Source organism: Mesorhizobium sp. M0136 (assembly GCF_040322515.1).
Classification (GTDB): domain Bacteria; phylum Pseudomonadota; class Alphaproteobacteria; order Rhizobiales; family Rhizobiaceae; genus Mesorhizobium.
Window position 1 is genome coordinate 74,152 of sequence record NZ_JAMYTP010000004.1, and the last position, 17,645, is coordinate 91,796.

A 17,645-nucleotide genomic window follows, 5' to 3' on the forward strand; every position below is an offset into this window, starting at 1 on the left:
CGTTATAGACAAGTAAAACGAAAACGAGAGGTTGCTAGATGTATCTGTCGCCGCGTCATTCCGAAATCATCCAGATGGCCAAGGACCATGGCCGCGTACTGGTCGAGGAGTTGGCGACGCATTTCAACGTGACGCCGCAGACGATCCGCAAGGATCTCAACGATCTCTGCGACCAGCGGCTTTTGTCTCGCATTCATGGCGGGGCATTGTTCCCGTCCGGCATCGAGAACATGGAGTATGAGGCTCGGCGCAAGATCGCCGCCGAGGAGAAGGAGGCGATCGGCCGCGCAGCAGCCCGGCTGATCCCCGACAACGCGTCTCTTTTCATCAATATCGGGACAACGACGGAAGCTGTCAGCAAGTCGCTGCTCGATCACAGCGGCTTGATGGTCATCACCAATAACATCAATGTTGCCAATAGGATGCGCGTTTATCCTTCGATCGAGGTGGTGATCGCCGGCGGTGTCGTACGCGGTTCCGACGGCGGTGTGGTCGGCGAGGCAGCGGTCGATTTCATCCGGCAGTTCAAGGTCGATTTTGCGGTGATCGGCGCCTCGGCCATCGATCATGACGGCGCACTGCTCGACTTTGATTTTCGCGAGGTGAAGGTCGCTCAGGCGATCATCGCCAACGCGCGGCATGTGATCCTCGTGTCGGACCAGACCAAATTCGAGCGCACCGCGCCCGTCCGCATCGGCCATCTGTCGCAGGTAAACACCTTTATCACCGATCGTTGCGACATCCCATCGGTGCGTAGGATCTGCCAGGAGGCAGAAGTTCAGCTGATCGAAACGTCGCTCTCCTAGAGATGCCGTTGCGGCATCTGTCGCCAATGATATTTCGTTTGACATTCGTTATCATTTCGAAATAATCCCCGTACGGTTTCGCAAGAACCCAAAAATGCCGCAATGCGAAATCGAGGGAGGACTCTTTGGGCGCATCACCGATCCATGACATTTTCGTCATCGGTGGCGGCATCAATGGTTGCGGCATCGCCCGCGATGCCGTTGGGCGGGGGTTTTCGGTATTTCTTGCCGAGATGAACGATCTGGCCAGCGGAACCTCTTCCGGTTCGACCAAACTGATCCATGGCGGCTTGCGCTATCTCGAATTCTACGAGTTTCGCCTGGTGCGCGAAGCGCTGATGGAACGCGAGGTCCTGTGGAGGAACGCGCCGCATATCATCTGGCCGATGCGCTTCGTGCTGCCATACGCCAAGGGGCTGCGTCCGGCCTGGCTGATCCGGCTCGGGCTTTTCCTCTACGACCATATTGGCGGGCGCAAATTGCTGCCGCCGACGAAAACGCTGGACATGGCCAAGGATCCCGCCGGCAAACCGCTGAAGCCGCTGTTTCGAAAGGCGTTCGAATATTCGGACGGTTGGGTCAACGATGCCCGGCTGGTTGTGTTGAACGCCCGCGACGCTGCCGAGCGCGGCGCAACCATTCGAACCCGAACAAAGGTCGTCAGCGCACGCCGCGAAGGCAATCTCTGGACGGTCAGGCTTGAAAACGTGCGGACCGGCGATACCGAGGAGGTCAAGGCGCGGCTGCTGGTCAATGCCGCCGGCCCGTGGGTCGATCAGGTGCTGTCGGCCACCGTCGGCTTGAACGACGTGCACAATGTCCGCCTCGTGCAAGGCAGCCACATCGTCGTTGGCAAGAAATTCGACGACCCACGCGCCTATTTCTTTCAGAACAAGGACGGGCGCATCATTTTCGCCATCCCCTATGAAGACGAGTTCACGCTCATCGGCACCACCGACCGGGACTATCCCGGCGATCCGCACGACGTCAGGATCAGTGATGCCGAGATCGACTATCTCTGCGCTGCGGCAAGCGAATATTTCGCGCAGCCGGTCAAGCCGTCGGATATCGTTTGGACCTATTCCGCGGTGCGCCCGCTCTACGACGATGGCGCCTCAAAGGCGCAGGAAGCCACCCGCGACTATGTGCTGAAGGCCGATGGAGGCGAGGGTGCCGCCCCGATCGTCAATGCCTTTGGCGGCAAGATCACCACCTACCGCCGATTGTCGGAATCGATGCTGGAGAAGATCGAGGGTTTTCTCGGCAAGCGCGGTAAGCCATGGACGGCAAACGCGCCGCTGCCCGGCGGTGACTTTCCCGTCACCGGCTTCGATACCGAGGTGGCGAAACTGAAAACGGCGTACCCGTTCCTCGACGCCCGGCTGGCCCGCCGGTTGACCCGGCTCTACGGCACCCGCGCAAGGAAGCTGCTAGGCCTCGCCAAATCGAACGTCGATCTTGGCCGCAACTTCGGCGCCGATCTGTACGAAGCCGAAGTGCGCTACCTCGCCGAAAACGAATGGGCGATGACTGCCGAGGATGTATTGTGGCGCCGGACCAAGCGCGGCCTGCGTCTCAGCCGTGAGCAGGCCGCAGTGCTCGACGAGTTCATGCGCGGAATAAGCCGGCAGCACGTAGCGGCTGCCGAATAGGGACGGCCGACTGATGCAGAAAGCCTGGGAAGGAGGCATCATGCTTGAACTGAGAAACGTGACGAAGACGGTGGGTGCGGCGGAACATATCCGCGATGTCTCGCTGACGCTTCAGCACGGCTCGCTCAACGTCCTGCTCGGGCCGACGCTCTCCGGCAAGACCAGCCTGATGCGGCTGATGGCCGGCCTCGACGTGCCGACCTCGGGCTCGGTCTGGTTCGATGGCAAGGATGTCACCGGCATGCCGGTGCAAAAGCGCAACGTCGCCATGGTTTACCAGCAATTCATCAATTATCCGGCGATGACGGTCTACGAGAACATCGCCTCACCGCTGCGGGTAGCCGGCACGGATCAGGCAACGATCGACAGGGAGGTGCGCAATGCGGCCGCCCTTCTCAAACTCACGCCCTATCTCGACCGGACGCCTCTCAGTCTGTCGGGCGGCCAGCAGCAGCGCACCGCGCTGGCCCGCGCCATCGTCAAGAATGCCAGCCTCGTGCTGCTCGACGAGCCGCTCGCCAATCTCGACTACAAGCTGCGTGAAGAATTACGCGCGGAACTGCCGAAAGTCTTCGCGGCCGCCGGCACAATCTTTGTTTATGCCACGACCGAGCCGCACGAGGCCTTGCTGCTCGGCGGCAACACGGCAACGCTTTCCGAGGGCAGCATCACCCAGTTCGGGCCGACCATCGAAGTGTTCCGCAAACCGGTCGATCTGGTGACGGCGAGGACCTTCGCCGATCCGCCGCTCAACACCATTGTGCTTGCCAAGAAGGGCCTGGATTTCCTGCTCGAGGGCGGTGTGAAATTGCCAGTGCCGGCCGAACTCTTCGGCATTGCCGATGCGATCTATACGATCGGCTTCCAGCCGCATCATCTGTCCCTCGATCGGCCCAACGCCGCCGCAGTGCCGGTGCGCGCAAAGGTGACGATCACCGAGATCACCGGATCGGAAAGCTTCATCCATCTCGATTTTGCCGATGCGCGCTGGGTCATGCTGACCCACGGCATTCGCGACTTCGAGCCGGACGAGGAGGTCGAGGTGTTCATCGACCCGCGCCACATCATGGTCTTCGACGAGCACGGCCGCGCCGTGGCCGCGCCGAAGCTGGCGGCTTAGGAGGAAGCGATGGCGCGCATCGATGTCAATCATATCCGTCACTCCTATCTGCAGAACCCGCGCACGGATGCCGATTTCGCGCTGAAGGAAGTGCACCACACCTTCGAGGATGGCGGCGCTTATGCGCTGCTCGGCCCGTCCGGCTGCGGCAAGACTACGCTGCTTAATATCATTTCGGGATTGCTGCATCCCTCACACGGCCAGTTGCTGTTCAACGGCAGGAACGTGACCAATCTGTCGACCCAAGAGCGCAACATCGCCCAGGTCTTCCAGTTCCCGGTGATCTACGACACGATGACGGTCTACGACAATCTGGCATTCCCGCTGCGCAATCGCGGCGTGCCGGAGGCCGACGTCGACCGTAAGGTGCGCGAAACGCTGGAGATGACCGGGCTGGCCGATATGGCCAAACGAAAGGCGCGCGGACTGACCGCCGACCAGAAGCAGAAAATTTCGCTCGGACGCGGGCTGGTGCGCTCCGACGTAAATGCCATCCTGTTCGACGAGCCTTTGACCGTCATCGACCCGCATATGAAATGGATGCTGCGCTCCCAGTTGAAGCAGCTTCACCGCCGCTTCGGCTACACCATGGTCTATGTCACGCACGACCAGACCGAGGCCTTGACCTTCGCCGACAGGGTGGTCGTCATGTATGACGGCGAAATCGTGCAGATCGGCACACCGGCAGAGCTGTTCGAGCGCCCGCGCCACACCTTTGTCGGCTATTTCATCGGCTCGCCCGGCATGAACGTCATGCCAGTGGCGATCGACGGCAAGACTGCGCGGCTGGGCTCGCAGCAGATCGAACTGCCGGGCGTGCCCAATGCGGGTGGCGGTGCCATCGAGCTCGGCATCCGTCCCGAATATGTGCGCCTGGGCAGCCAGGGCATGGCCGTCCGGATCAGCAAGGTCGAGGACGTCGGCCGCCACAAGGTGGTCCGTGCCAATCTCGAAGGGCGCGAGATCGCTGCCGTCATCGGCGAGGACGAGACAGTTCCGACTGATCCGAAGGTGCGGTTCGACCCAGCCGGCATCAACATCTATGCCGATTCCTGGCGCGTCGAGATGGGAGCCTGAAGTGGAAAAGACCTGGAACAATAGAGCCTGGTTCCTGGTGCTGCCGGTGCTGCTGCTGGTGGCGTTCTCGGCGGTCATACCGCTGATGACGGTCGTCAATTATTCGGTGCAGGACACTTTCGGCAATAACGTCTTCTTCTGGGCCGGCACGGAATGGTTCGAGGAACTGCTTTCCTCGAGCCGCTTCTGGCAGGCGATGATCCGCAACCTTGTGTTCTCCTTTATCATCCTGGCGATCGAAGTGCCGCTCGGCATCTTCATTGCGCTTAATATGCCGAAGAAGGGTTGGGGCGTGCCTGTGTGCCTTGTTTTGATGGCGTTGCCGCTGCTGATCCCGTGGAACGTCGTCGGCACCATCTGGCAGGTGTTCGGGCGCAACGACATTGGCCTGCTCGGCTATTACGTCAACGCGCTCGGCATCGACTATAATTATGTGCAAGACCCATATGACGCCTGGGTCACGGTCATCATCATGGACGTCTGGCATTGGACAAGCCTCGTCGTCCTGCTCTGCTATGCCGGCCTGGTCTCGATCCCGGATGCCTTTTATCAGGCAGCCAAGATCGACGGTGCCTCGCGCTGGGCGGTGTTCCGCTACATCCAACTGCCGAAGATGAACCGCGTGCTGCTGATCGCCGTGCTGCTGCGCTTCATGGATAGCTTCATGATCTACACGGAGCCGTTCGTGGTCACCGGTGGCGGCCCCGGCAACTCGACGACCTTTCTTTCGATTGATCTCGTCAAGACCGCGCTCGGCCAGTTCGACCTCGGCCCGGCGGCGGCGATGTCGCTGGTCTACTTCCTTATCGTCCTGCTGTTGTCGTGGGTGTTCTACACCGTGATGACCAATTACGACGCGGAGCGTTGAGATGAGCCGCACCGAAGAGAGAGCCGATAGGGTGAGCGAGACGACAGCTTCGGAAGGGCTCGCCAGCACGCTGCGACAGGACGAGATCGCACGGCTGATGCGCCGTCGCGGCGAGGAGTCGCGCTGGTGGTGGATCGTGCCGACGCTCTACATCGTCGTTCTGCTTTTGCCGATCTACTGGCTCATCAATATGAGCTTCAAGACCAATGGCGAGATCGTCTCGTCGCTGACTCTCTACCCGCACGCGCCGACATTGGCGAATTACCGCACCATCTTCACCGACGCGTCCTGGTATTCGGGCTACATCAACTCGATCACCTATGTGGTTATGAACATGGTGATTTCGGTGGCTGCGGCACTGCCTGCTGCCTATGCTTTTTCGCGCTATCGCTTCCTCGGCGACAAGCATCTGTTCTTCTGGCTGCTGACCAACCGCATGGCGCCGCCGGCGGTGTTCGCGCTGCCATTCTTCCAGCTTTATTCGGCCTTCGGCCTTATCGACACCCATATCGCCGTGGCTCTGGCGCATTGCCTGTTCAACGTGCCGCTGGCGGTGTGGATCCTCGAAGGCTTCATGTCGGGCGTGCCCAAGGAGATCGACGAGACCGCCTATATCGACGGCTATTCGTTCCCGCGCTTCTTCATCAAGATCTTCATGCCGCTGATTGCGAGCGGCATCGGCGTGGCGTGCTTCTTCTGCTTCATGTTCTCGTGGGTGGAGCTCTTGATCGCCCGCACGCTGACGACCACGGATGCCAAGCCGATCGCCGCGACCATGACCCGCACCGTTTCGGCCGCCGGTATGGATTGGGGGTTGCTTGCCGCCGCCGGCGTGCTGACGCTGATTCCCGGCGCGCTCGTCATCTGGTTTGTGCGCAACTACATCGCCAAGGGCTTTGCCCTGGGGAGGGTATGATGGAGCAGGTCGACAGAAGCCCATGGTGGTGGGCCGTGCTGTTTCTTGCCCTGGTCGTCGTGGCCTGGGTGGCACTTCAAATCGATTTCGTGGCGATAACGGTGGGCTTCAGCGACCCGGCCAATATCCGCCTGTGGGGATTTAACCTCTCGTCCAACCTCGATTTTTCGTGGATGGCCTGGACGTGGCCGACCGCGGCCTTCTTTGGAACCATCTTTCTGCTGCTTTGCGGCATGGCGGTGTGGGAATACGTCTCGCCGGGCGGCAATCCGCGCGTCGGCGTGCTGCGCTTCGAAACGACGCGCGGCGACCGCCTGTTCCTGTCGCTGCTGGGCAGCGCCTTTATCCATCTCGCTTGGCTGGGTCTAGTCGGACCCAATCTGTGGTGGGCTCTCGCTCTCTCCGTGGTCTTCGCCGTCGGCGTGTTCCGCTACGTATAGAGGGGGAAACTGTTGGAACGGCGGCGTGCCGGCCGCCGATCCAGATCGCACTTTGAACTTTAACAGTGGAGGAAATACATGCGACGGCAATTCTTGACATCAACAACTGCGCTTGTCCTGTTGCTCGGGGCCAGCAATGCCTATGCCGGAATGGACGAGGCCAAGGCCTTCCTGGACAAGGAAATTGGCGACCTCTCGACGCTCGACCGCGCCGGCCAGGAAGCCGAAATGCAATGGTTCATCGATGCCGCGAAACCTTTCGCCGGCATGGATATCAAGGTGGTCTCCGAAACCATCGCCACGCATCAGTATGAATCGCAGGTGCTGGCGCCGGCCTTTACGGCCATCACCGGCATCAAGGTCACGCATGACGTCATCCAGGAAGGCGACGTCGTCGAGAAGATCCAGACCCAGATGCAGACCGGCCAGAACCTCTATGACGGCTGGGTCAACGATTCCGATCTGATCGGCACGCACTGGCGCTACCAGCAGGTGCGCAACCTGACCGACTGGATGGCAGGCGACGGCAAGGATGTCACCAACCCGAATCTCGACCTGAAGGATTTCATCGGCACCTCGTTCACCACCGCGCCCGACAAGAAGCTCTACCAGCTTCCCGACCAGCAGTTCGCGAACCTCTACTGGTTCCGTTACGACTGGTTCAATGACGAGAAGAACAAGGCGGACTTCAAGGCCAAATACGGCTACGACCTCGGCGTGCCGGTCAATTGGTCGGCCTATGAGGACATCGCCGAGTTCTTCACCGGCCGCGAGATCGATGGCAAGAAGGTCTACGGCCATATGGATTATGGCAAGAAGGACCCGTCGCTCGGCTGGCGTTTCACCGACGCATGGCTGTCGATGGCCGGCAATGGCGACAAGGGCATTCCGAACGGTCTGCCCGTCGACGAATGGGGCATCAAGGTCGACGAGAATTCGCGACCGGTCGGTTCCTGCACGGCGCGCGGCGGCGACACCAATGGTCCGGCTTCCGTCTATGCCATCCAGAAGTACCTCGATTGGCTGAAGGCCTATGCACCGGCGGAAGCCCAGGGCATGACCTTCTCCGAGTCAGGGCCGGTGCCGGCGCAGGGCGCGGTTGCCCAGCAGATCTTCTGGTATACCGCCTTCACCGCCAGCATGGTCGACGCCAGCGCCAAGGCGGTGCTGAACGACGACGGCACGCCGAAGTGGCGCATGGCACCGTCGCCGCATGGCGTCTATTGGAAGGACGGTATGAAGCTCGGCTATCAGGACGTCGGTTCCTGGACGCTGATGAAGTCGACGCCGACCGACCGCGCCAAGGCCGCCTGGCTCTACGCGCAGTTCGTCACCTCGAAGACGGTCGACGTGAAGAAGAGCCATGTCGGCCTGACCTTCATCCGCGAGAGCACGATCCACGACAAGAGCTTCACCGAACGTGCGCCAAAGCTCGGCGGCTTGATCGAGTTCTACCGCTCGCCGGCACGCGTCCAGTGGTCCCCGACCGGCACCAACGTGCCGGACTATCCGAAGCTGGCACAGCTCTGGTGGCAGGCGATCGGCGATGCTTCGTCGGGCGCCAAAAGCGCGCAAGAAGCAATGGACTCGCTCTGCGCCGAGCAGGAAAAGGTGATGAGCCGCATCGAGAAGTCGGGCGTCCAGGGTGATATCGGCCCGAAGATGGCCGAAGAGCATGACCTCGCCTACTGGAACGCCGATGCGGTCAAGAAGGGCAATCTCGCTCCTCAGCTCAAGATCGAGAACGAGAAGGAAAAACCGGTCACCATCAACTATGACGAGCTGGTGAAGAGCTGGCAGCAATAGGGCTGTTTGATGCGGGCGTTCGCGCCCGCATCGCCATACTCAGGGGAGGCGGCATGTTGCCGTCTCCCCTGTTTGCGTGAACGGCTCCGCGCCATCTGGCGCCGAGACATCGCAGCACCTTGAATTCGCTTCGACGGGAGAGAGAATGACCGGATACATCCTTGCAATCGACCAGGGAACGACATCGAGCCGGGCGATCCTGTTCGACGACAAGATGAAGGTCGTCGGCAGCGGGCAAAAGGAATTCACCCAGTATTATCCGGCCTCCGGCTGGGTCGAGCATGATCCCGAGGAAATCTGGTCAAGCGTCGTGGAAACGGTGAGGGCCGCGCTGAAGACAGCCGGCCGCAACGCAGCGGACGTCGCCGCGATCGGCATCACCAACCAGCGCGAAACCGTCGTCATCTGGGACAAGGAGACCGGCGAGCCGATCCACAACGCGATTGTCTGGCAGGACCGCCGCACCGCGCCGCTATGCCAGAAACTGAAGAAGCTGGGGCTGGAGAAGAAATTCACGAAAAAGACCGGCTTGCTGCTCGATCCCTATTTCTCCGGCACCAAGATCGCCTGGATGCTGGACAAGGTGAAGGGCGCCAGAAAACGCGCCGAGAAGGGGGAACTGCTGGCCGGCACCATCGACAGTTTTCTGATTTGGCGCCTGACTGACGGCAAGGTCCACGCCACTGACGCCACCAACGCCTCGCGCACGCTGGTCTACAACATCGAACAAAACGCCTGGGATGACGAGTTGCTGGCCATTCTTGGTATACCTGCAAGAATGATGCCGCAGGTGAAAGACTGTGCCGATGATTTTGGAATCACCGACAAAAGTCTGTTCGGCACAGAGATCAGAATCCTCGGAGTGGCCGGCGACCAGCATGCGGCGGCGATCGGCCAGGCCTGTTTCGAGCCGGGCATGATGAAATCCACCTACGGAACCGGTTGCTTCGCGTTGCTCAACACCGGCAGCGATCTGGTGCGTTCGAAGAACCGGCTTTTGACCACCATCGCCTACAGGCTGAACGGCAACACCACCTATGCCTTGGAGGGCTCTATCTTTATCGCCGGCGCTGCCGTGCAGTGGCTGCGGGACGGCATCAAGGTGATCGGCAAGGCCGAGCAGAGCGGCAAATTGGCGGCGGAGGCCGATCCGACGCAGAACGTCTATCTGGTGCCGGCTTTCGTCGGGCTCGGCGCACCGCACTGGGATGCCGAGGCGCGGGGCGCCATCTTCGGGCTGACCCGCAATTCGGGGCCGGCGGAATTTGCCCGCGCGGCGCTGGAATCCGTTGCGTTCCAAACGCGCGATCTGCTCGACGCTATGCGCAAGGACTGGAAGGGCGCTTCGGCCAAGACTGTGCTCAGGGTCGATGGCGGCATGGTGGCGTCGGACTGGACCATGCAGCGGCTGGCCGACATTCTCGATGCGCCGGTCGACCGGCCGACAATTCTCGAGACGACCGCGCTTGGTGCGGCATGGCTGGCCGGCTCGAAGGCCGGTGTCTGGCCGAAGGCGCGGGAATTCGCCAGGAGTTGGGCGCTCGAGCGCCGGTTCAAGCCGGAGATGGATGCTTCGACACGTGCCGCCAAGCTGGCAGGTTGGCGCCACGCTGTGCGCAGGACGCTAAGCGTGCAATAAGCAGGGATGGCACCGGCTTCGCACCCATGAAACCCGCGCCGTTGCGGGCGCGGGCTTACAGTCTCTAATCACGACTCAGTAAGGCGACCGGCACTGCCGGCGCGGACCGTAATTGGGCTGGTAGGTGTTGTCAGAGGCACGATAGCTCCGATAATGGTCATAGCACCACTGCACATGGGCATCGCCGCGATAGACACGATTCTGGTTGTTGATGATAGCGCCGGTAATCAGCGCACCGGTGGCGAAAGCGGCCAGCGGGAACCAGTAGTCGCCATGGCGGCGATAGCCGCGACGATATTCGCGATAGCCGCGATGGCCACGCCAATACATGCCGTCGTCACGCGCAAAACTGCGCCGGGAGAAATCGCGACGCGAGAAATCGCGATTGAAATTCCGGTGCCTCCGCCACGGCTCGTACTGGACGGTCTGGACATTCGAGGTGAGCCCTTGGGCAGGGGGCGCATAGCTGGGCTGAGCGTTGACTGGCACGATCTCCGCGGCAGCGAATGAGATCGAAAGGGTGGTCGCCAGCAGGCCCGACATGATCCTATTCATGATCTTCTCCTTGAAACGCGTGTCCCTTGTCGCGGAAAAACGGGCAGGCTGCGCAAATTGTTCCGCTAAGAATCCCAAGTTGCTGATCTGCAAAGGTTCTCTCGATTTGCTGCTTGCGCTTGTCCCGCCAAGCGCGAGCTTCGGCCCTTGCGCGAGACGGAGGCAATTCCGTCAACGCCGAAGCGCACCGCACGGCATGATGACGCGGCAGGAAGGTCCGGTCTGGGAGCCGTCTTTTTCCGGTTGACCGGCAGAGGCACTCTCCCTATGTTCCGCGGAATTTCGAGGGCGGCCTTTCTGAGCCCGCGGGAGCGCGTAGCTCAGCCGGTAGAGCAACTGACTTTTAATCAGTAGGTCATGGGTTCGAATCCCATCGCGCTCACCAAATCCAGAGGTGTACGGCCCGCAGACATGGGTAACAGAATGTACCTACGACATGGGTGACAGCCTCGTGCCGAACGCATGCAGTGGCGTTAGCCGCCCGCGCCATCGTCCATCATCGTGCCGGTGAGCGCCTCATAGGCTCTGCTGCACACCTGAGAACCCGGACAATCCTTCACGATAAGTACTGGCGCCACGGTAAGAACCGCCGCGGCAAGGATTTGCAGGAAAAGACCGACGGCGCTTACCTTCCTGCCGAACGCGCCGGCCAGGAAAAAGTAGAGACCCTGGGCCATGCAGGCTGCCGTCAGAATGCCCAGAAGCGTGCTGGTCGCTCTTGCGAAGGGCGTTATGTAGCCGTCGGGAAAACCCGACATGCCGAGATCCATCGACCATTGCAGCGCCAGCATGACACTCAGCGCTGACCAGACAAAGGCCGTCGTACGAGTGAACAGCATCTGCTTTGGTTTGTTGCTCGGATCGGCCATCGGGATCACGTCGGAATTGCTTGCCGGGACATGCGCAAGTTCTGGGTCAAATCAGTGAGACGTTGCCGCCGGCATGGCGTTCGAGTCGGCCGGCGAGGTCGAGCTCCAGCAGCACCATGAACGCTTGGGCGGGATGCAGGCCGGTGTGGCGGATGATCTCGTCCACTGATACCGGCGTCGGGCCGAGCGCTTCGACGACGCGGTCGCGATCGTCCTCGCGCGGCGGCGGTGTTGCCGAAAAGTCGGGTGGCTCTTCAAGCGGCGATGTCCTTGGCGACCAGCCGCCGACCAGCGGTGCTATGGCACTGATGATATCGGCGGCCTCGGTCACAAGGGTGGCGCCGTCCTTGAGCAGGCCATTGGCGCCGGCGGCGCGCGGATCGAGCGGTGAACCGGGAACGGCGAAAACCAGCCGCCCCATCTCGCCGGCGAGGCGGGCGCTGATCAGCGAGCCGGAGCGATGTGCGGCCTCGACCACCACCAATCCCAATGCAGCACCGGCGACGAGCCGGTTGCGGCGCGGAAAGTCCTGTGCGCGCGGCTGCCAGCCAAACGGCATTTCGGAAATGATGGCGCCGCCATGCTCGGCGATCTCGTCGCACAGGTCGGCATTTTCGGGCGGGTAGGGCAAATCGAGGCCGCCGGCGAGCACGCCGATCGTGCCGGTCGAAAGGCTGCCCTGGTGCGCGGCCGTATCGATGCCGCGCGCCAGGCCGGAAACAATGCCATAGCCGTCGCGGCCGAGATCCGCTGCCAGCATCCGCGCCATCTTGATGCCTGCCAGCGATGCGTTGCGAGCGCCGACGATGGCGACCGCTGGCAAGCGGAACACCGCGCTGTTGCCCCTGACCGCGAGCAGCGGCGGCGGATGATCCATGCTTTTCATCAGCGGCGGATAATCCGCCTCGCCGATGCCGACGAAGCGGGCGCCGGCCCGCCGGGCCGTCTCCAGCTCCGCCTCGACCTCGGCAATGGACGGGATGCGGACGATTTTTTTGGCGCCACCCGAAATCATCAGCTCGGGCAGCATCGATAATGCTGCTTCGGCCGAACCGAACCGGTTGATCAGGTCGCGAAAGGAAGCCGGGCCGACATTCGGCGTGCGGATCAGACGAAGCCAGCTCAGCCGCTGCCGGTCGCTGAGGCGCGGCCCGGCGTCGGGCTCGCTCACTCCTTGGCCCCGATCTTACCCTCGGTGCCGGCAAGCAGCCGCGCAATGTTGGCGCGGTGCTTTACGATGACGATGAGGCTCATCGCCGCGAAAAGCCCGGCAATCTGCTGGGTGCTCAGGAAATACAGCGCAACGGGCACGACGACCGCTGCCGTCAGTGCCGCAAGCGAGGAGAAGCGGAACAGGAAGGCCACCGCCAGCCAGACGACGGCGAAGATCAGCGCCACTTGCCAGGCAAGGCCGATCAGCACGCCGAGGTAAGTGGCGACACCCTTGCCCCCCTTGAAGCCGAGCCAGACCGGAAAAAGATGACCTGAAAACGCGCCGAATCCCGCCCAAAGTCCGAGCTCGGGCGCAAAGCGGCCTGCGATCAACACCGCCGCGGTGCCCTTCAGCGCATCGAGCAGCAGCGTGGCCGCGGCCAAGCCCTTGTTGCCGGTGCGCAGCACATTGGTGGCGCCGATGTTGCCGGAGCCGATGTTGCGCACGTCGCCGAGGCCGGCGGCACGGGTGATCAGCAGGCCAAACGGGATCGAGCCGAGAAGATAGCCGAACACCAATGCCAAGACGGGACTGTAAACCATTGTTCCCCCGAACTTTCCTTGGCTGAGCGAATTTGAAGACGTGACACCCGCTTCGTCCTAGGCCGAAAACACTGTGCGGCCCGCCACCATCGTTTGCAAGACCTTGCCTTGCAGTCGCGCGCCTTCGAAACAGGTGTTTTTCGAGCGTGAGCGGATGCCGCTCTCGCTAACGACCCATGGCTCGTCCAGATCGACGAGCGCAAGGTCGGCCAATGCCCCCGGTTTCAGCGTGCCGCCGGGCAGGCTGAACAATCTTGCCGGCGCGGTCGATAGTGTCTCGATCAGCCGCAGCAGCATCACGTCGCCATTGTGATAGAGCCGCAGCGCTGCGCCTAACAGCGTTTCCAGCCCGATGGCGCCGGCCGCAGCATCGGCAAAGGGCAGGCGCTTGGTGTCGACGTCCTGCGGGTCGTGCGAGGAGACGATGAGGTCGATGGTGCCGTCCTTGATCGCTTCGATCATCGCCAGCCGGTCTTCCTCGGCGCGCAGCGGCGGCGTCAGCCGGAAGAAGGTGCGGTACTCGCCGACATCGTTCTCGTTGAGCGACAGATTGTGGATCGACACGCCTGATGTGACATTGGCGCCGTCGGCCTTGGCTCGCGTCACAGCAGCCGCCGCCATCGCCGTCGAGATCTTGGCCGCGTGATAGGCGCCGCCGGTCAGCCGCGCCAGCGCCAGATCGCGCTCCAGCGGGATGGATTCGGCCTCTCGCGGAATACCGGCAAGGCCGAGCCAACTTGCATATAGGCCTTCATTCATCACGCCTGACGAGGCGAGATCGGCATCCTGGGTTTCGTGGGCGATCACGCCACCGAAATCGCGCGCATAGGTCAGCGCCCGGCGCATCACTAGCGCGCTGGCAATAGAATGCCTGCCGTCGGTGAAGGCGACCGCGCCGGCCTCGCGCAGCAGGCCGAATTCGGTCATCTCGCGGCCTTCCAGCCCCTTGGTGATCGCCGCTGCCGGAAAGATGTTGACGATGGCTGTATCCTTGGCGGTGCGCAGCACAAACTCGACCAATGCGACATTGTCGATCACCGGGTCGGTATCGGGCATCATCACGATCGAGGTTACGCCGCCGGCCGCTGCCGCCACGCTGGCCGAGGCGATGGTCTCCCGGTGTTCGCCGCCCGGTTCGCCGATGAAGACACGCGCATCGATCAGGCCGGGGATGATCGCCTTGCCTGCGCACTCGATGATCGTGGCGGCTTCGGGTGCGCCCTGGTTCAAGGCCGCCTTGCCAGCGGCAACAATTTTGCGCCCTTCGACGATGACGGTGCCGATCTCGTCGAGGCCGCGCGATGGGTCGACGATGCGGGCGCGGCTGAAGACCGTTATGCTCATCGGCCCCGACCCTCGTCGTTTCGACGCGGGTCGAGCAGCGCTTCCATCACCGCCATGCGTACGGCGACGCCCATCTCAACCTGTTCCTGGATGACGCTTTGCGGGCCGTCGGCGATCTCCGAGGCGATCTCGACGCCGCGGTTCATCGGGCCGGGATGCATAACCAGCGCACCGTCCTTGGCCGCCTTCAGCTTCTCGGCGTCGAGGCCGAAATAGCGGAAATATTCGCGTACCGACGGTACGAAGGCGCCTTCCATACGTTCGCGCTGCAGACGCAGCATCATTACCACGTCGGCGTCCTTCAGACCCTCGGCCATGGAACGGGTGACGATGACGCCCATCTTCTCGATGCCGGCGGGCAAAAGCGTCGAAGGGGCGACGACCCTGACCTGGGCACCAAGCGCGCTGAGCAGGATGATATTGGAGCGGGCCACGCGCGAATGCAGGATGTCGCCGCAGATCGCCACGATCAGCTTCGACAGCGGACCCTTGGCGCGGCGGATGGTCAGTGCGTCGAGCAGCGCCTGGGTAGGATGCTCATGGGCGCCGTCGCCGGCATTGACCACCGAGCAGCCGACTTTTTGGGCAAGAAGTGCTGCCGCGCCGGCTGATTGATGGCGGATGATCAATATGTCGGGACGCATGGCATTCAGCGTCATCGCAGTATCGATCAGCGTCTCGCCCTTTTTCACCGAAGAGCTCGCTACGGACATGTTCATGACGTCGGCGCCGAGCCGTTTGCCGGCCAGCTCGAACGACGATTGCGTACGGGTCGAGGCTTCGTAGAACAGATTGATCTGGGTGCGGCCGCGCAGCGTCGATGTCTTCTTGTCCGATTGCCGCGAGATGGCAACGGCCTGGTCCGCCCGGTCGAGCAGAAGCTCTATGTCGGCGGGGGAAAGATCGCGGATGCCCAGAAGATGGCGGTGGGGATAAAGCGGCAGGGACGATGCGTCGGTCATCTCAAGTCGCTGCTATAGGGGGGAGGCTCCGCGGCTGCAAGCATCGGCTTGGGATTGGATCGGTTCTCCCCGGTATTTTCGTCGCGCGCCGCTGGCCATAGGCTATAAACCGCCTTGGCTTTGGATTCGCAGCCTTCAGGTGATAAGGACGAAGCGTGACTGACGACGTGACCAACCAGCCGCCGCCGCTGGCCGGCGGTAACGCCTGGCGGGGCGATCCGTTGCTGATCCAGCTTGCCGAGCGCTTTTCCGATCCGGTGCGTAAGGACCTCGACGGGCTTGGCCGTTTCGTTCTGACCCATGAGGCGCAGGAACTGGCTCGTCTTGCCAATGTCGAGACGCCGAAGCTCAGGACCCATGATCGCCAGGGCCGGCGCATCGACCAGGTCGAGTTCCATCCCGCCTATCACGCGCTCATGCGCCGCTCTGTTGCCAACGGGCTGCATTCGTCGGTTTGGGAGAATGGCGACGCCGAGATCGGCCGTCGCCACCAGGTGCGCGCCGCGCGCTTTTATCTCACGGCTGAGCTCGAGACCGGGCATCTCTGCCCGATCACCATGACCAGCGCTTCGCTGGCAGCGCTGATGGCCAGCCCGAAGCTGTTTCGCGAATGGGCGCCGCGGGTGACGACGCGCAAGTACGATCAAAGCCAAAAGCCGCCGGTCGAAAAAGCAGGGCTGACACTCGGCATGGGCATGACCGAGAAGCAAGGCGGCACCGATGTCCGCTCCAACGTCACCAAGGCGGAGCGCGCCGGCAGCGGGTTTTATCGCCTGACCGGCCACAAATGGTTCATGTCGGCGCCGATGTCGGATGCCTTCCTGGTGCTCGGACAGGTGCCGGAGGGACTGTCGTGCTTTCTCGTGCCCCGCTTGCTCGGCGACGGATCCGGTAACGGCTTCCGTTTTCAACGGCTGAAGGACAAGCTCGGCAACCGCTCCAATGCCTCGTCGGAGGTGGAATTCGTCAATGCCATCGGCGAGATGGTCGGCGAGCCCGGCGCCGGCGTAAAGACGATCATGGATATGGTGACCCTGACGCGGCTCGACTGCGCCGTCGCCTCGTCGGCGATCATGCGGGCCGGACTGGCCGAGGCTGTCCACCACACGCGCCACCGCAAGGTGTTTGGAACCAATCTGATCGAGCAGCCGCTGATGCAGCGTGTGCTGGCCGATATGGCGCTCGACGTTGCCGCCGCTACCGCGCTGTCGTTCCGGCTGGCGCGCTCCTTCGACGAGGCGGCCGGCGACCGCGGCGAGGCGGCCTTCGCCCGCGCCATGACGCCTGTCGTCAAATACTGGGTCTGCAAGATTGCGCCGCCGCTGCTCTATGAAGCGATGGAGTGCCTCGGCGGCAATGGCTATGTCGAGGAGGGGCCGCTCGCCCGCTACTATCGCGAAGCTCCGGTCAACGCGATCTGGGAAGGTTCAGGCAACGTCATGGCGCTCGACGTGTTGCGCGTGCTCGGCCGCGCGCCAGGCCTGTTCGACGACGTGCTGGCCGGCATCGACCGCGATCTAGGCGCCGGCGGACGCGGCACTGTCGGCGTCCTCAAGGCGGCAATGCAGGTCGCGGCAACCGACGAGGGCTCGGCGCGGCTGTTGACCGAGCAATTGGCATTGTCGGCGGCGGCGGCAGAGCTTCGCAGGCTGGGGGCAGGGCGGATCGCCGACGCCTTCGTCGAAACGCGCCTCGCCGGCCAGTGGCGCAATACCTATGGCATGATCGATTCGCGCCATGATGCCCGCATGATCATCGATACGCTCTACCCGCCGATCAACTAGGTGCCGTCGCCAAATTCGCTGCCGCTCTCGCGCCCCTGTGGATGGCCGTTAA

At 62.3% G+C, this 17,645-nt stretch carries 16 protein-coding genes and 1 tRNA gene; 11 read left to right on the plus strand and 6 right to left on the minus strand.

Annotation, left to right across the window (positions count from 1 at the left end; translation table 11 throughout):
• Positions 1-38: 38 nt before the first annotated feature.
• The 9 genes from NKJ35_RS05835 (at position 39) to glpK (ending at position 10,324) form a co-directional block, all read left to right on the plus strand.
• On the plus strand, positions 39-806 hold the full coding sequence (locus tag NKJ35_RS05835; protein ID WP_352478957.1) for a DeoR/GlpR family DNA-binding transcription regulator: 768 nt from the start codon (positions 39-41) through the stop codon (positions 804-806).
• Positions 807-931: 125 nt separating this feature from the next.
• The gene (glpD, locus tag NKJ35_RS05840; protein ID WP_352645606.1) at positions 932-2,458 is read left to right on the plus strand and encodes a glycerol-3-phosphate dehydrogenase; all 1,527 of its coding nucleotides are present in this window, start codon (positions 932-934) and stop codon (positions 2,456-2,458) included.
• A 40-nt stretch (positions 2,459-2,498) separates the two neighbouring features.
• Entirely contained in the window at positions 2,499-3,578 is a 1,080-nt protein-coding gene (locus tag NKJ35_RS05845; RefSeq protein WP_254817350.1) for an ABC transporter ATP-binding protein, read from the plus strand.
• A 9-nt stretch (positions 3,579-3,587) separates the two neighbouring features.
• A complete protein-coding gene (locus tag NKJ35_RS05850) occupies positions 3,588-4,655 on the plus strand; it encodes an ABC transporter ATP-binding protein (RefSeq protein ID WP_352645608.1) in 1,068 nt (355 codons plus the stop codon).
• 1 nt (position 4,656) lies between these two features.
• Positions 4,657-5,523 carry a carbohydrate ABC transporter permease gene (locus NKJ35_RS05855; protein WP_023674893.1) on the plus strand — a complete coding sequence of 289 codons (867 nt, stop codon included), beginning with the start codon at positions 4,657-4,659 and terminating at the stop codon, positions 5,521-5,523.
• 1 nt (position 5,524) lies between these two features.
• Positions 5,525-6,439, plus strand: a complete 915-nt coding sequence (locus tag NKJ35_RS05860) for a carbohydrate ABC transporter permease (RefSeq protein ID WP_352478954.1) — start codon at positions 5,525-5,527, stop codon at positions 6,437-6,439.
• A gap of 173 nt (positions 6,440-6,612) precedes the next feature.
• Positions 6,613-6,879 (plus strand): DUF2160 domain-containing protein, encoded by a 267-nt coding sequence (locus NKJ35_RS05865; protein ID WP_352508493.1) that lies wholly within the window; start codon positions 6,613-6,615, stop codon positions 6,877-6,879.
• Between the two features lie 78 nt (positions 6,880-6,957).
• Positions 6,958-8,685: an ABC transporter substrate-binding protein gene (locus tag NKJ35_RS05870; RefSeq protein WP_254817346.1), complete on the plus strand. Its 1,728-nt coding sequence runs from the start codon at positions 6,958-6,960 to the stop codon at positions 8,683-8,685.
• 145 nt (positions 8,686-8,830) lie between these two features.
• Positions 8,831-10,324: a glycerol kinase GlpK gene (glpK, locus tag NKJ35_RS05875; protein ID WP_352645611.1), complete on the plus strand. Its 1,494-nt coding sequence runs from the start codon at positions 8,831-8,833 to the stop codon at positions 10,322-10,324.
• A gap of 75 nt (positions 10,325-10,399) precedes the next feature.
• Here the strand turns inward: glpK and NKJ35_RS05880 are convergent, their stop codons facing one another.
• The gene (locus NKJ35_RS05880; protein ID WP_254817344.1) at positions 10,400-10,879 is read right to left on the minus strand and encodes a BA14K family protein; all 480 of its coding nucleotides are present in this window, start codon (positions 10,877-10,879) and stop codon (positions 10,400-10,402) included.
• Positions 10,880-11,188: 309 nt separating this feature from the next.
• Between NKJ35_RS05880 and NKJ35_RS05885 the strand changes: the two genes are divergently transcribed.
• Positions 11,189-11,264: transfer RNA gene (locus NKJ35_RS05885), tRNA-Lys, on the plus strand.
• A gap of 88 nt (positions 11,265-11,352) precedes the next feature.
• Here NKJ35_RS05885 and NKJ35_RS05890 read toward each other — a convergent pair.
• The 5 genes from NKJ35_RS05890 to NKJ35_RS05910 are packed head-to-tail and all read right to left on the minus strand — an operon-like array spanning position 11,353 to position 15,809.
• On the minus strand, positions 11,353-11,748 hold the full coding sequence (locus tag NKJ35_RS05890) for a hypothetical protein (protein WP_352645613.1): 396 nt from the start codon (positions 11,746-11,748) through the stop codon (positions 11,353-11,355).
• Positions 11,749-11,794: 46 nt separating this feature from the next.
• Positions 11,795-12,919: a DNA-processing protein DprA gene (gene dprA / locus NKJ35_RS05895; protein WP_352645615.1), complete on the minus strand. Its 1,125-nt coding sequence runs from the start codon at positions 12,917-12,919 to the stop codon at positions 11,795-11,797.
• A complete protein-coding gene (plsY, locus tag NKJ35_RS05900) occupies positions 12,916-13,503 on the minus strand; it encodes a glycerol-3-phosphate 1-O-acyltransferase PlsY (protein ID WP_254817341.1) in 588 nt (195 codons plus the stop codon). The genes dprA and plsY overlap by 4 nt, the downstream gene beginning before the upstream one ends.
• 57 nt (positions 13,504-13,560) lie before the next feature.
• Positions 13,561-14,847, minus strand: a complete 1,287-nt coding sequence (locus NKJ35_RS05905; RefSeq protein ID WP_352645617.1) for a dihydroorotase — start codon at positions 14,845-14,847, stop codon at positions 13,561-13,563.
• The gene (locus NKJ35_RS05910; RefSeq protein ID WP_352645619.1) at positions 14,844-15,809 is read right to left on the minus strand and encodes an aspartate carbamoyltransferase catalytic subunit; all 966 of its coding nucleotides are present in this window, start codon (positions 15,807-15,809) and stop codon (positions 14,844-14,846) included. Before NKJ35_RS05910 ends, NKJ35_RS05905 begins: the two co-directional genes overlap by 4 nt.
• A 155-nt stretch (positions 15,810-15,964) precedes the next feature.
• Here NKJ35_RS05910 and NKJ35_RS05915 point away from each other — a divergent pair, with 155 nt between their 5' ends.
• The gene (locus NKJ35_RS05915; RefSeq protein ID WP_254817338.1) at positions 15,965-17,593 is read left to right on the plus strand and encodes a DNA alkylation response protein; all 1,629 of its coding nucleotides are present in this window, start codon (positions 15,965-15,967) and stop codon (positions 17,591-17,593) included.
• The last annotated feature ends 52 nt before the right edge of the window (positions 17,594-17,645 follow it).